The organism is Candidatus Accumulibacter similis (assembly GCA_013347225.1).
Taxonomy (GTDB): domain Bacteria; phylum Pseudomonadota; class Gammaproteobacteria; order Burkholderiales; family Rhodocyclaceae; genus Accumulibacter; species Accumulibacter similis.
Map to the genome: position 1 here is coordinate 4,638,445 of CP054595.1, position 14,451 is coordinate 4,652,895.

The 14,451-nt window shown below is 67.3% G+C and carries 14 protein-coding genes; 8 read left to right on the plus strand and 6 right to left on the minus strand.

Annotated features, from left to right (window positions below):
* Positions 1–21: 21 nt before the first annotated feature.
* The 4 genes from HT579_20500 to HT579_20515 are packed head-to-tail and all read right to left on the minus strand — an operon-like array spanning position 22 to position 3,377.
* Positions 22–1,224: a tryptophan--tRNA ligase gene (locus HT579_20500; protein QKS31094.1), complete on the minus strand. Its 1,203-nt coding sequence runs from the start codon at positions 1,222–1,224 to the stop codon at positions 22–24.
* A gap of 15 nt (positions 1,225–1,239) precedes the next feature.
* On the minus strand, positions 1,240–1,893 hold the full coding sequence (locus HT579_20505; GenBank protein ID QKS31095.1) for a site-2 protease family protein: 654 nt from the start codon (positions 1,891–1,893) through the stop codon (positions 1,240–1,242).
* A gap of 9 nt (positions 1,894–1,902) precedes the next feature.
* On the minus strand, positions 1,903–2,529 hold the full coding sequence (locus tag HT579_20510; protein ID QKS31096.1) for a threonylcarbamoyl-AMP synthase: 627 nt from the start codon (positions 2,527–2,529) through the stop codon (positions 1,903–1,905).
* A 17-nt stretch (positions 2,530–2,546) separates the two neighbouring features.
* The gene (locus HT579_20515) at positions 2,547–3,377 is read right to left on the minus strand and encodes a PHP domain-containing protein (GenBank protein ID QKS31097.1); all 831 of its coding nucleotides are present in this window, start codon (positions 3,375–3,377) and stop codon (positions 2,547–2,549) included.
* 168 nt (positions 3,378–3,545) lie between these two features.
* Here HT579_20515 and HT579_20520 point away from each other — a divergent pair, with 168 nt between their 5' ends.
* Positions 3,546–4,442 (plus strand): recombination-associated protein RdgC, encoded by an 897-nt coding sequence (locus HT579_20520; protein QKS31098.1) that lies wholly within the window; start codon positions 3,546–3,548, stop codon positions 4,440–4,442.
* 172 nt (positions 4,443–4,614) lie between these two features.
* On the opposite strand, the gene HT579_20525 is transcribed toward HT579_20520, so the two are convergent.
* Complete coding sequence (locus HT579_20525) at positions 4,615–7,221, minus strand: bifunctional aconitate hydratase 2/2-methylisocitrate dehydratase (protein QKS31099.1); 2,607 nt, start codon at positions 7,219–7,221, stop codon at positions 4,615–4,617.
* A 150-nt stretch (positions 7,222–7,371) separates the two neighbouring features.
* On the opposite strand from HT579_20525, the gene HT579_20530 reads away from it, so the two are divergent.
* From HT579_20530 to HT579_20560, 7 genes are all read left to right on the plus strand, one after another.
* Positions 7,372–7,728 (plus strand): hypothetical protein, encoded by a 357-nt coding sequence (locus tag HT579_20530; GenBank protein QKS31100.1) that lies wholly within the window; start codon positions 7,372–7,374, stop codon positions 7,726–7,728.
* 15 nt (positions 7,729–7,743) lie between these two features.
* Positions 7,744–9,111: a tRNA (N6-isopentenyl adenosine(37)-C2)-methylthiotransferase MiaB gene (miaB, locus tag HT579_20535; GenBank protein ID QKS31101.1), complete on the plus strand. Its 1,368-nt coding sequence runs from the start codon at positions 7,744–7,746 to the stop codon at positions 9,109–9,111.
* Entirely contained in the window at positions 9,102–10,133 is a 1,032-nt protein-coding gene (locus HT579_20540; protein QKS31102.1) for a PhoH family protein, read from the plus strand. The genes miaB and HT579_20540 overlap by 10 nt, the downstream gene beginning before the upstream one ends.
* A complete protein-coding gene (gene ybeY / locus HT579_20545) occupies positions 10,114–10,584 on the plus strand; it encodes an rRNA maturation RNase YbeY (protein ID QKS31103.1) in 471 nt (156 codons plus the stop codon). The genes HT579_20540 and ybeY overlap by 20 nt, the downstream gene beginning before the upstream one ends.
* 134 nt (positions 10,585–10,718) lie before the next feature.
* Positions 10,719–11,504, plus strand: coding sequence for a CBS domain-containing protein (locus HT579_20550; protein ID QKS31741.1), 786 nt, complete (start codon positions 10,719–10,721; stop codon positions 11,502–11,504).
* A 46-nt stretch (positions 11,505–11,550) separates the two neighbouring features.
* Positions 11,551–13,113, plus strand: coding sequence for an apolipoprotein N-acyltransferase (lnt, locus tag HT579_20555; GenBank protein QKS31104.1), 1,563 nt, complete (start codon positions 11,551–11,553; stop codon positions 13,111–13,113).
* Entirely contained in the window at positions 13,110–13,406 is a 297-nt protein-coding gene (locus HT579_20560) for a hypothetical protein (protein QKS31105.1), read from the plus strand. The genes lnt and HT579_20560 overlap by 4 nt, the downstream gene beginning before the upstream one ends.
* Before the next feature lie 122 nt (positions 13,407–13,528).
* Here HT579_20560 and HT579_20565 read toward each other — a convergent pair whose 3' ends face one another.
* On the minus strand, positions 13,529–14,281 hold the full coding sequence (locus HT579_20565; protein ID QKS31106.1) for a c-type cytochrome: 753 nt from the start codon (positions 14,279–14,281) through the stop codon (positions 13,529–13,531).
* Positions 14,282–14,451 lie beyond the last annotated feature (170 nt).

Here is a 14,451-nt window from a genome sequence, read left to right on the forward strand (position 1 = left end):
CTCCGGAGCCGGCGGCGCCATTCAGATGTAATCCAGCCCCAGCGCCTGCCGCACGTCGCGCATCGTTTCGCGGGCGAGATGACGCGCGCGGCCGTTGCCGTCGGCAATGATCTCGTTGACCAGATGCGGGTCGTCGAGATAGGGCTGCGCGCGCTCGCGCATCGGCGCCTGCTCGCGCAGGATACCCTCGATCACCGGCTGCTTGCAGTCGAGGCAGCCGATGCCAGCGCTGCGACATCCCTGCTGCACCCATGCCCGGCAGTCTTCATCCGAATATACCTGGTGCAGTTGCCAGACCGGACAGTTGTCCGGTTCGCCGGGGTCGCTGCGCCGGACGCGCGCGGGATCGGTCGGCATGCGGCGCAGCTTGTGCGTCACCGACGTCGCATCCTCGCGCAGCGTGATGGTGTTGCCGTAGGACTTGGACATCTTCTGACCGTCCAGCCCGGGCATGCGGGCCGCCGCCGTCAACAGCGCGCCGGGCTCGACCAGGATCATCTTGCCGGTCCCCTCGAGATGGCCACACAGCCGCTCGCGATCGGCATGCGACAGGTCATGCACCTCGTCGAGCAGCCGCCGCGCGGCTTCGATCGCCGCCTGGTCGCCGCGCTCCTGATAGTGCGTGCGCAGTTCCTCATAACGCCGCGCGCGCTTCGCGCCGAGCTTCTGCAGTGCCTCGCGCACCTTCTCCGCGAAACCGGGCTCACGACCGTAGAGGTGGTTGAAGCGGCGCGCGATCTCACGCGAGAACTCGATGTGCGGCACCTGATCCTCGCCGACCGGGACCTTGCCGGCACGGTAGATGAGAATGTCGGCCGCCTGCAGGAGCGGGTAGCCAAGGAAGCCATAGGTCGACAGATCCTTGTGCTCGAGCTTCTCCTGCTGGTCCTTGTAGGTTGGCACGCGCTCGAGCCAGCCGAGCGGCGTCATCATCGACAGCAGCAGATGCAGTTCGGCGTGCTCCGGCACCTTCGACTGAACGAAGATGATCGCCCGCCGCGGGTCGACGCCTGCAGCCAGCCAGTCGATGACCATGTCGCGGGCGGCGCCGACGATCCCGTGCGGATCATCGTACTGGGTCGTCAGCGCGTGCCAGTCGGCAACGAAGAAGAGGCAGGGATACTCGTGCTGCAGCCTGACCCAGTTCTTCAACACGCCGTGGTAGTGACCGAGATGCAGGCTGCCCGTCGGGCGCATCCCGGAGAGGACTCTTTCTGCGTACATTCTGTCGGCCATCGCTCAGGAGGGAAGTTGGAAAAGGAATCCAACGAGTCCGCCGACGAGCTGCATCACCGGCGTCAGCAACGAACTGAGGATGCCGGTGAACAGCAACAGCAGCAGGATCGGGAAACCGAAGCGCTCGATCTGCGCAAAGCGCCAGGCGGCCGCCGGCGGCAACAGGCTGACGGCGATGCGACCACCATCGAGCGGCGGCAGCGGAAACAGGTTGAGCACCATCAGCACGAGGTTGATCGTCATGCCGACCTCCGCCATGCGCGACATCGGCAGGCTGAAGAAGTTGAACGGCAACAGCCAGGCCAGCTTGAGCAGCGCCGCCCAGAAGAGCAGCATGGCGAGGTTGGCCGCAGGCCCCGCCGCAGCCACCCACAGCATGTCGCGTTTCGGATGCCGCAGGCGGCCGAAGTTCACCGGCACCGGCTTCGCCCAGCCGAACAGGATGCCGCCGGTCGACAGCAGGAGAATGATCGCCGGCACCAGGATCGTCCCCACCGGGTCGATGTGCTTCAGCGGGTTGGCGGTGATGCGGCCCTCCTGCCACGCCGTCGGATCGCCGAAATGCAGGGCGGCATAACCGTGCGCCGCCTCGTGCAGCGTGATCGCCAGGATCACCGGCAAGGCGGCAATGGCGATCGTCTGGATCAGGGAATCCATGGTCTCCTCTCAGTCGAGGCCGAACGGCGCCAGCGCGCCGCGGCCTGCACGAATCAGCAGCGGCATCGCCGCGGTCAGATCGACGACGGTCGTCGGCTCGACGCCGCAACGACCGGCATCGAGAATCAGGTCGATCTGCGTCTCGAGCCGGTCCTGGATCTCCCAGCCCTCGGTCAGCGGCCCGTCGTCGCCGGCAATGATCAGGGTCGAGGTGAGCAGCGGCTCGCCGAGTTCCTCGAGCAGTGCCAGGGTGACCGTGTGCGCCGGCACGCGCAGGCCGATCGTCTTGCGCTTCGGGTGCAGCACGCGCCGCGGCAACTCGCGCGTTCCTTCGAGAATGAAGGTGTAGCTGCCCGGAGTCGTCGCCTTGAGCAGACGGTAGCGGGCGTTGTCGACGCGCGCGAACTGGCCGATCTGTGACAGGTCACGGCACATCAGCGTCAGGTGGTGGCGCTCGTCGACGCCGCGCAGGCTGCGGATGCGCTCGACGGCCGCCTTGTCGCCGAGATGACAGCCGAGCGCATAGCTCGAATCGGTCGGCAGCGCGATCACGCCGCCGCGACGGACGACCTCGGCCGCCATGTGCAGCAGCCGCTGCTGCGGGTTGTCGGGATGAATCCTGACGTACTGCGCCATCGTCGGATGTGGCCCGCTCAGAACAGTTGCCAGACGGGCCGCAGCCCCTCGGGCAGCGGCGGCAGCCGGCCGAGGTCGACGTAGCTCTCGCCCGGGCCATGAAAATCGGAACCGCGCGAGGCGGCGAAGCCGTATTCCCGCGCCAGTCGCGAATAGAGATCGACGTGCTCCGGCGTGTGACTGCCCGACATGACCTCGATCGCCTGTCCGCCGAGGTCGCGGAACTCGCCCAGGAAGCGCCGCATGTCGCTGCGTGACAGCTTGTAGCGCCCCGGATGCGCCACCGTCGCGACCCCGGCGGCGCCATGAATCCACTTCAGCGAGTCGGCCAGGGTGGCCCAGCGATGATCGACATAGCCCGGCCGCCCGGGAACCAGGTACGACTCGAAGACGCTGCGCAGATCCTTGCACACCCCGCGCTCGACCAGGTAGCGGCCGAAATGCGCCCGACTGACGAGGTTCGGATTGGCGGCCAAGCGCATCGCGCCGTCGAAAGAGCCGTCGATACCGACCTTCCCGAGCTCGGCCGCCATCCGCCGGGCGCGCTCGATGCGGCCGCAGCGAACCGTCTGCAGCCCGGCGTTGAGCGCGGCATCTGCGGCGTCGAAGGCGAAGCCGAGGACGTGGATCTGCAAACCCTCCCACTCGATCGAGATCTCGACCCCGTTGACCAGGCTCAGGCCGACCTCGACCGCCGCCGCGCGGGCCCGCGGCAACCCGGCGATGTCATCGTGATCGGTCAGGGCCAGCATGTCGACGCCATTCTCCGCTGCCCGACGCACCACTTCCGCCGGCGCCAGAAGGCCGTCCGAACAGGTGGAATGGCAGTGCAGGTCGCAGTTGGGCACGGCGGGAAAGGTCCTCGGGGCGCGAAAGAACTGCGCATGATAGCACAGCCGCCGCCCCGCCCCGCCGGCAGGCGCGCCCGGTCGGCGACCGGCCTCGTCCGCGCCACGGTGAAAGCCGTAGCAGCAGCTTTCCACCTATAATGCCGGGCTTTTTGCAGGCCCAAGCCGATGTGGTTCAAGAACCTTCAACTCTACCGCCTGCCGCAGGGCTGGGCGGTCGAAGCCGAGAGCTTCGAGCAACAGCTTGCCCGGCTGCCGCTGCAGGGCTGCGGCACCACCGATCCGCGCAGCCTGGGCTGGGTGGCGCCACGCGACGGCGGGTCGCTGGTGCATGCGGTCAACCAACAGTGGCTGATCGCTCTCGGGGTCGAGGAGAAGCTGCTGCCGGCATCGATCGTCAAGCGGCTGGCGGGCGAGCGCGCCAAGGAGATCGAGGAAGTCGATGGGCGTCGCATCGGCCGCCGCGAGCTGCGCGAACTGCAGGAACAGATGACCCTCGAACTGCTGCCGCGCGCCTTCGTCCGCCGCCGCACGACCTTCGGCTGGATCGACCGGGGCAACGGCTGGCTGGTCATAGATGCCGCTTCGCCGGCCAGGGCCGAGGAAGTCCTCGAGCACCTGCGGCGCTCGCTCGACAGCCTGCCGGCGAAGGTGGTGAAGCCGCTGCAGTCGCCTTCGGCGGCGATGACCGGCTGGGTCGCTGCAGGCGAAGCGCCGGCGGGTTTCACCCTCGACCAGGACCTCGAGCTGCGCTCGGCGGAGAAGGCGAGCGTTCGCTACGCCAACCACTCGCTCGAGGGCGAAGAGATCCGGCAGCACATCGCCGACGGCAAGGTCGTCACCCGCCTGGCGATGACCTGGAACGACCGCATCTCCTTCGTTCTCAACGACCTGCTGCAGATCAAGCGGCTGGCCTTCCTCGACATCCTCAAGGAGCAGTCGGAGAGCCAGGCAGACGACGCCGACGAACGGTTCGACATCGACTTCACACTGATGACCGGCGAAGCTGCGCAACTGCTCGCCGACCTGCTGACCGCCCTCGGCGGCGAGGTGCCAGCCGCCTGATTCGCCTTCAGCGGCCCCCTGCAGCGGCCCCTCGGCCAGCCCGCAGGGTCTGCCGACGCACCCCGCAAGCACCGACGGGGTACGCCGCAACCGGCTGCTGCACCGCCGCAGGAAAGAAGACGCCCCGCCGGTCTTCCCGGCGGGGCGCTTCGATCGGCCGCTGCGTTGACGCCTACACCGTCACCGTGTCCGCCACCTCGCTGAACTCCCTGATCTGGTCGAAGTTCATGTAGCGATAGACGTCGGCCGCCTTGGCATTGACCGCCTGCACCTGCTCGAGGTACTCGCCTGGGGTCGGGATGCGGCCCATCAGCGCGCAGACGGCGGCGAGCTCGGCCGAACCGAGGTAGACGTTGGTGTCGATGCCGAGCCGGTTCGGGAAGTTGCGCGTCGAGGTCGACATCGCCGTGCTGCCCTTGCGGATCTGTGCCTGGTTGCCCATGCACAGCGAACAGCCAGGCATTTCCATGCGCGCGCCGGACTTGCCGAGGATCGCGTAATAGCCTTCCTCGTTGAGGATCATCGCGTCCATCTTCGTCGGCGGCGCGATCCACAGGCGGGTCGGGATGTCGGTCTTGCCTTCGAGGACCTTGCCGGCGGCACGGAAGTGGCCGATGTTGGTCATGCACGAACCGATGAAGACCTCGTCGATCTTCTCGCCGGCGACCGCGGAGAGCAGCTTGACGTCGTCCGGATCGTTCGGGCAGGCAACCAGCGGTTCGAGCACGTCGGCGAGGTCGATCTCGATCACCGCCGCGTACTGCGCGTCGGCGTCGGCGCGCAGCAACTCGGGGCTGGCGATCCAGGCTTCCATCGCCTTGATGCGGCGGCCGAGCGTGCGCGCATCCTGGTAGCCATTGGCGATCATCCATTTCATGAGCGTGATGTTCGAGCGCATGTACTCGATGATCGGTTCCTTGTTCAGCGCCACCGTGCAGGCAGCGGCGGAACGCTCGGCGGCGGCATCCGAGAGCTCGAAGGCCTGCTCGACCTTGAGATCCGGCAGCCCTTCGATCTCCAGGATGCGGCCCGAGAAGACGTTCTTCTTGCCCTTCTTCTCGACCGTCAGCAGGCCGGCCTGGATGGCGTAGTAAGGAATCGCGTTGACCAGGTCGCGCAGCGTGACGCCGCGCTTGCCGGCTTCGGCGAGCGATCCCTTGAAGCGGACCAGCACCGACTCCGGCATGTCGAGCGGCATGACGCCGGTGGCGGCAGCGAAGGCGACGAGACCGGAACCGGCGGGGAACGAGATGCCGATCGGGAAGCGGGTATGCGAGTCGCCGCCGGTGCCGACGGTGTCGGGCAGCAGCAGGCGGTTGAGCCAGGAGTGGATGACGCCGTCGCCGGGACGCAGCGCGACGCCGCCGCGGGTGCTGATGAAGCCGGGAAGCTCGCGGTGCATGCGCACGTCGACCAGCTTCGGATAGGCGGCGGTGTGGCAGAAGGACTGCATCACCATGTCGGCCGAGAAGCCGAGGCAGGCCAGGTCCTTCAGTTCGTCACGCGTCATCGGGCCGGTGGTGTCCTGCGAGCCGACGGTGGTCATCCGCGGTTCGCAGTAGGTTCCGGGCAGGACGCCCTTGCCTTCCGGCAGACCGCAGGCGCGACCGACCATCTTCTGCGCCAGCGAGTAGCCCCTGCCCGGGTCGGCCGGATTCTGCGGCAGGGTGAACAACGTGGACGGCGGCAGGCCGAGCGCCTCGCGCGCCCGAGTCGTGAGGCCGCGGCCGACGATCAGCGGAATGCGGCCACCGGCGCGCACTTCGTCGAGAATCACCGGCGTCTTCAGTTGCGACTCGGCGATCACGGTGCCGTTCTTCAATGCGCTGACCTTCGAGGTGGCGGCGTCGATCCGCAATTCGATCTCGTCGCCCATGTCCATCTGGCCGCAATCGATCTCCACCGGCAGCGCACCGGCGTCTTCCATCGTGTTGAAGAAGATCGGCGCGATCTTCGAACCGAGGCAGACACCGCCGAAACGCTTGTTCGGGACAAAGGGGATGTCCTCGCCGGTGAACCAGAGGACCGAGTTGGTCGCCGACTTGCGCGACGAACCCGTGCCGACGACGTCACCGACGTAGGCGATCAGGTTGCCCTTGCTGGCGAGCGCTTCGAGCTGCTTGATCGGGCCGCGCTCACCCGGCTTGTCGGGGTCGATCCCGGGGCGCGGATTCTTGAGCATCGCCAGCGCATGCAGCGGGATGTCCGGACGCGACCAGGCGTCGGGGGCCGGCGACAGGTCGTCGGTGTTGGTTTCGCCGGTGACCTTGAACACCGTCAGCTTCTGCGACGCCGGCACCGGCGGCCGCGAGGTGAACCACTCGCCGTCGGCCCAGCTCTGCAGCACGGCCCTGGCGTTGGCGTTGCCCTGGTCGGCGAGTTCCTTGACATCGTGGAAATAGTCGAAGACGAGCAGGGTCTTCTTCAGTCCGGCGGCGGCCGCTTCACCGGTCGGGCCGGCGAGGAGATCGATCAGCGGCTTGACGTTGTAGCCACCGAGCATCGTGCCGAGCAGTTCGGTCGCCTTGAGCGGCGAGATCAGCGCACACGCCGCGTCGCCCTGGGCGACGCGGGCGAGGAATTCGGCCTTGACCTTGGCGGCATCGTCGACACCGGCCGGGACGCGGTAGGTGATCAGCTCGAGCAAGGTCTCCTCTTCACCCGGCGGCGGATTCTGCAGCAGGCCGACGAGTTCCTCGGTCTGTTTCGCAGTCAGCGGCAGAGGCGGAATACCAAGCAAAGCGCGCTCGGCAACATGGGCACGGTAGGCTTCCAGCACGGCGACGTCCTTTCTCAAAGGTGGTACGGCAACGAAAGCGCCATTGTACTGCATGGGTGCCCGGGCGACCGCGGCAACGGCCGCCGGCAGCCGGGCGACTGGCGCAACAAAGAGCTGACACCTGTGCGCCGCCTTGTCTATAATGCCCCGATGGACCTCCCGACCAGCCTTCTGTTGTCAATCCTCAGCGCCGTTGCCGAAGCGGCGCTGGAACCGGCTGCCGAGCAGCCGGCCGCGCAGGAGGCGTACGGCTTGCCGCGCGCGCTGCCGGACGAAGCGCGAAAGGGAGTCATGCAGCCACCCGCAGGTGACGGCTACCTGACCATCAACGGGCAGCAGTGGCCGCTCGCGCCGACGGCCCAGATCCGCAACCGGCAGAACCTGATCGTCCTGCCGATGCAGATCGAGACGGCGACCGAAGTCGTCTATGTCACCAACGCCGACGGCGCGATCCACCGCGTCTGGATGCTGACGCCGACCGAATCGGCGGTGGCGCGCCAGCGCTAGAACAAGCGGGGAACAATGGCAAGAAAGCTGTTCATCCGCACCTTCGGGTGCCAGATGAACGAGTACGACTCGGACAAGATGGCCGACGTGCTCGGCGCGTCCGAGGACATCGTCAGGACCGATACCGCCGAGGACGCCGACATCATCCTCTTCAATACCTGCTCGGTACGCGAAAAGGCGCAGGAGCGCGTCTTCCACGACCTCGGCCGGGTGCGGCAGTTGAAGCTGGCCCGACCCGATCTGGTGATCGGCGTCGGCGGCTGCGTCGCCAGCCAGGAGGGCGCGGCGATCGTCGCCCGCGCCCCCTACGTCGACGTCGTCTTCGGACCACAGACCCTGCATCGGCTGCCGCAACTGATCGCCGAGCGCCGCCGCCGGGGGCGCTCGCAGGTCGACATCTCGTTCCCGGAAATCGAGAAGTTCGACCATCTGCCGCCGCCTCGCGTCGACGGCGCCTCGGCCTTCGTCTCGATCATGGAGGGCTGCAGCAAGTTCTGCTCGTTCTGCATCGTTCCCTACACGCGCGGCGAGGAGGTCTCGCGGCCCTTCGACGACGTCCTCACCGAAGTCGCCGATCTGGCGGCGCAGGGGGTCAGGGAGGTCACCCTCCTTGGGCAGAACGTCAACGCCTACCGCGGTGCCCTCGCGGGCGGCGGACAGGCACTGACGGGCGAGGACGCGGCCGACCTGGCATTGCTCATCGAGTACATCGCCGAGATGCCCGGAATCGAACGCATCCGTTACACGACCTCACATCCGCGCGAGATGTCGCCGCGGCTGATCGAGGTCTATGCACGCGTGCCGAAGCTGGTCTCGCATCTGCACCTGCCGGTGCAATCGGGCTCCGACCGCGTCCTCGCGGCGATGAAGCGGGGCTACACCGCTCTCGAGTACAAAAGCCTGGTGCGGCGGCTGCGCGCCGCACGCCCCGACCTCGCGCTGTCCTCCGACTTCATCGTCGGCTTCCCGGGTGAAACCGATGCCGACTTCGAGAAAACGATGAAGCTGATCGACGATGTCGGCTTCGACGCATCGTTCTCGTTCATCTACAGCGCGCGGCCCGGTACGCCGGCCGCCGACCTGGGCGACGACACGCCGCAGGAACGCAAGCTGGAACGGCTGTTGCGCCTGCAGAAGCGAATCGACGAACTGGCGCAGGCAGTCTCGCGGGCGATGGTCGGCAGCGTGCAGCGCGTTCTCGTCGAGGGGTTGGCGAAGAAGGACAGCAGCGAACTGGCCGGGCGCACCGACAACAACCGTGTCGTCAACTTCGCCGGCAGCGCCGACAGACTCCTCGATCGCTTCATCGACGTGCGCATCACGGCCGCGATGCCGCACTCGCTGCGCGGCGAGATCATCACCAACCGAGCCGAATGCCTGTGAACAGCAGCGCCGCCCCGCGCAACCGCGTCACCGAACTCCTCCTCTCGCCGGTCAACAATCGACAGCTAGCCAACCTGTGCGGAGTTCTGGACGAGAACCTGCGCCAGATCGAGACCGCCCTCGACGTGTCGATCGCCCGTCGCGGCGAGCGCTTCACGCTGCGTGGCGAAGCGGCCCAGACGGAGCGCGCTTCGGCGGCGCTGCAGCGCTTCTACGCGCAGGCCAAGGAGACGCTGTCGGTGGACGAAATCCAGCTCGGCCTGATCGAGTTGCTCAACCGCCCGGTGCGCAACATCTCGTCGGCAGGCGGCGTCTCGCCGGCGCTGCTGACGCGCAAGAGCGAGCTGCATGGCCGGACGCCACGGCAGATCGAGTACCTGAAGAACATCCAGGAGCACGACATCACCTTCGGCACCGGGCCGGCAGGCACGGGCAAGACCTACCTCGCGGTCGCCTCGGCGGTCGACGCCTTCGAGCGCGAACTGGTGCAGCGGATCGTGCTGACGCGGCCGGCGGTCGAGGCCGGCGAGCGTCTTGGCTTCCTGCCCGGCGACCTGGCGCAGAAGGTCGATCCCTACCTGCGGCCGCTCTACGATGCGCTCTACGACCTGATGGGCTTCGAGCGGGTCGGCAAGCTTTTCGAGCGCGGCGCGATCGAGATCGCGCCGCTGGCGTACATGCGCGGTCGCACACTGAACCACGCCTTCATCATCCTCGACGAGGCGCAGAACACGACCCCCGAGCAGATGAAGATGTTCCTGACCCGCATCGGCATCGGTGCCAAGGCGGTGGTCACCGGCGACGTGACGCAGATCGACCTGCAGCGCGGCCAGAAGAGCGGCCTGATCGAGGCACGGCTGATCCTGCGCGAGGTGCGCGGCATCGCCTTCACCGAGTTCCTCAAGGACGATGTCGTGCGCCATCCGCTGGTGGCACGCATCGTTTCAGCTTACGAGGCGCACACCGCGGCGCTCGCCGTCACCACCACCGCAGCGGTCGGCAATGGCGAAGAGCGGCGCTAGGGGCTGGCAGCTGACGGTGCAGTATGCCGGCAAGCGGCGCCAGCTGCCGCGGCGCAAGCACGTCCGCCGCTGGCTGCGGGCGGCGCTGGCGGACAGGGAAACGATGGCCGGCGAGGTCACCGTCCGCTTCGTCGGCGCCGGCGAGGGTCGACGCCTCAACGCCGAGTATCGCGGCGGCGACAGGGCAACCAACGTCCTCTCGTTCGCCTACGACGATGCACCGCGGCTGCGTGGCGACCTCGTCCTCTGCGCGCCGGTCGTCAGGCGCGAGGCGAACGAGCAGGGCAAGTCGTTGCGCGCTCATTGCGCGCACCTGGTCGTGCATGGCATGCTGCACCTGCTCGGTTACGACCACGAGGGAGATGCGCAACAGGCGGCGCTGATGGAAGCCGAGGAGCGCCGCATCCTCGCCGTCCTCGGCCATGCCGACCCATACGGCGAGCAGCAATGATACGTCAGCGCCGCTGAGCGCGTGCAGGCAGGCGCCGCATCGCCGCTGACGCCTCATTCCTGACGAAGGTGATCATGGAAACAGCCAGTACCGGCGGCAAGGCCGGCCTTCTCGAGCGTCTTTCCTCGCTGCTCATGCGCGAGCCGGAGGACCGCGAACAGCTCATGCAGCTGCTACACTCGGCGCATCAGCGCAAGCTGCTCGACGCCGACGCTTTCGGCATCATCGAGGGCGCCCTGGCGGCGTCGGAGATGCACGTGCGCGACGTCATGGTGCCGCGGCCGCTGATGGAAGTGGTCGACGTCGGCGACTCGCTGCAGACGGTCATCGAGCGGGTGAACAGCACGGCCCACTCGCGCTTCCCGGTGATCTGTGACAGCCCCGACAACGTCATCGGCATCCTGCTCGCCAAGGACCTCCTGCGCGTCGAGCGCGACGCGCCGTTCTCGCTGCGCGACTGGGCCCGACCAGCGGTGTTCATCCCCGAATTCAAGCGACTCGATGTCCTGCTGCGCGAGTTCCGCGTCTCGCGCAACCACATGGCGATCGTCATCGACGAGTACGCCGGTATTGCCGGGCTGATCACGATCGAGGACGTTCTCGAACAGATCGTCGGCGAGATCGAGGACGAGTACGACTTCGACGAGGCCGACCCCGACATCCAGCTCGACCAGAACGGACTCTACCGGGTCAAGGCACACACGCCGCTCGAGGACTTCGACGCCACCTTCGGCACGCACTTCGCTGACGAGAGCTTTCAGACCATTGGCGGACTGATCCTGCACCACTTCGGGCGCCTTCCGCAGTTCAATGAAACGGTCAGCATCGCCGGGTTGAGCTTCCAGGTCCTGCGCGCCGACAATCGCCGCATCTACACCCTCATCGTCGGGCGCGCGGCCGAGGCCGATCAGCCTGGCTAGGACGCTGCGCCAGCGCTGCCTGGCTGCTTTCGTTCTCGGCGCCCTGATGGTGACGGCGTTCGCGCCGCTTGCCTGGTTCATCGTCGCCTGGCTGAGCCTCGGTGGCCTCTTCGTCCTGCTCGGCCGCACGGTCGACGAAGGCCGCTGCGCCCGCGATGCTGCCCTGGTCGCTGCCAGCCATGGTTTTGGCCTGTTCCTCGCCGGCGTCTCCTGGATCCATGTCAGCCTCAGCGTCTTTGGCGGCATGCCGGCAGCCGTCGCCGCGCTGGCCACCGTCCTCTTCTGCCTCCTGCTGTCGGTCTTCGCGGCGCTCGCCGGCGCGCTCTACGTGCGACTCGCGGCCACCGGCTGGCTCCGCCGCGCGCTCCTTTTTGCCGCCCTGTGGACGCTGGGAGAATGGCTGCGCGGCTGGGTCCTGACGGGCTTCCCGTGGCTCACCGCCGGCTACGCACAGACGCCGCCGAGTCCGCTCGCGGGCTACGCCCCGCTGCTCGGAGTTCCTGGCGTGTCGCTGGCTTCAGCGCTGGTCGGCGCATTGCTCAGCGAGGTGTTGCGGCGCTGGCTGGCAATCGACGGCTGCCCGGCGCGCGGCTGGCCGCGCTGGTGTCCGGCACTGCCGATCGCCGGCATCGCCCTGATCCTCGCTGCCGGCCAGATTTTGCACGAGCTGCGCTGGACGCAGCCGGTCGGCGAGCCGATCTCGGTCGCACTCCTGCAGGGAAACGTCGCACAGGAGATGAAGTGGCGCCCGGAGCGCTTCGCCGAGTCGTTGCGCATCTACTACCAGCTGGCGCGCGACCACCCGGCGCAACTGACCGTCCTGCCCGAAACCGCCCTGCCCGCCTTCCTTGACCAGGTGCCGGTCGAGTATCTCGATGCCCTGCAGGAACTCGCGCAGCGCCAGCACGGGGATCTGCTGCTCGGGGTCGCGGTCAGCGAAGGCCACCGCAAGTACTTCAACAGCGCCCTGAGCCTTGGTGCCTCAGGCAGGCAGCGTTACGACAAGGTGCATCTGGTGCCCTTCGGCGAGTTCGTCCCACCCGGCTTCGCCTGGTTCATGGCGCTGGCCAACATCCCGATGTCGGACTTCACCGCCGGCTTGCCACGGCAGCCGCCGCTCCTGCTTGCCGGCCAGCAGGTGGCGATCAACATCTGCTACGAGGACGTGTTCGGCGAGGAGATCATCGACTCTCTGCCGGCGGCGACGCTGCTGGTGAACATCTCCAATGTCGCCTGGTTCGGCGACTCGCTGGCACCGGCGCAGCACCTGCAGATCGCCCGCATGCGCGCCCTCGAAAGCGGCCGCATGATGCTGCGCGCGACCAATACCGGCATGACCGCCATCGTCGATGTGGATGGCAGCGTACGCGCGGTCCTGCCGCCGTTCACTCGCGGCGCACTGCGGGGCGAAGTCCGCGGCCACGCCGGGGCGACGCCCTACGTGCGCTGGGGCAACTGGCCGGTCGTCGTCCTGGCGCTGCTGCTGGTGGCCGTGACCGGCTGCCGCAGGAGCCGGGCTGAACGCGGATCTGCGCCCGCCGATCGAAGTTCCTCGTCCATTCCCTGTTCGCGCTGGTCAAGGAGGCGCTTGCCGAGGAAGGCAAGTTGAGCTGGCATGCCGGACGGCATGCGGCTCTCATGGTGATTCTGATGCTGCTGAGCTTCCTGGTGGACAAGTTGGCGTCGGAGTCTGTCGGGCCGCCACAACTGGTCTGGTTGCTGATGCCGCTGTTCGCCCTCCAGGCTTTCGTCTGGCGCAAGGCGCAAGTCATCATCAACGTCAGTTGCCACGATCCGGACGGGCAGAGCAATGACCGATTCACCGCCGCCAATTTCTTCTGGATGGCCGTTGGCGCCCTTTACTGGGCACTGTTCCTCGTCGGCGCCTCGGCGACACTCTGAGCGCTGGCGAGCACTCCCCCGGATCGACGCTGGCGCAGGATCGGTGCCGCAGGGTGCCTGCGGCCCGCCGGCCGTGATCGACGGTCGTCCGCCGAGCCCGGAGGGCTGCCGGCGCGCCGTGCTCAGAGTCGCTCGGCCGCTTCCTTGCAGAAGCCCGGCTGGACCGTCCATTGCCGCTGCTGTGTCACCAGCATCGCCTGATAGGCGGCGATGGCAACGAGTTGCGCATCGTCGTACCTGGCGATCACCCGGACCATGTCGGGGTGGCTGTTGCGTCGCCTGCCATCACGAATATCGACCATCTGCTGCAGCAGGTAGCGGTAATGCTGGCCGGCGAGCACCGGGTAGAACTTCTCCGCGGCGCCGTCCCCGTTCGGCTGGTGGCACTGGGCGCACTCCCGGTTGTACAGTACCTTTCCGGAAGCGACCAGCTTCGCCGCGTTGGGGCCTTCGTACTTCCCAGAATCACGTGGCACACACAGGGTGGCGAGATAGGCCGCAACGTTCGCCATAGCCTGCGCATCGCGCAGCTTCATCGCAAACGGATACATCGTCGGGTTGGAGCGCAACCCCGAGCGAATGTCGGCAAGTTGCTTGATGACCACCGTCGGATGCTGGCCGGCCAGTTGCGGAATGCTGCCGTGCGGATTGCCACGACCATTCGTCAGATGGCAGGCTTCACAGTAGGCCTTGTAGTCTTCCTGCCCTGCCTGGACGTCGCCCCTGAGTCTGAGGGCCTCGGCCATCTCGGCGTTCCTCTCGTTCCACTTGTAGTCCTTGCTCCCGCCAATGGCAACCCTGTCGTCGGGAGGCGCCGCCGGAGACAGGGTGGCAGCCAGTGACAGTGTGACGACAACGATCAGTCCCCTGTACATGCCCGTCTCCTCCTCGATGTTGTTGGAAGGTGCAGTTCCCAGCGACTTCGCGGGCCAGTATCCGTCGTTGCTGCGTGTCGGTCAAGCGGGGCCGCGGTCGTGGCGCCGGGATCCGGCACCAGAGCCATACGAGGAGCGAGGCTGCCGACCCGTTGACGGGGTCGGCACCC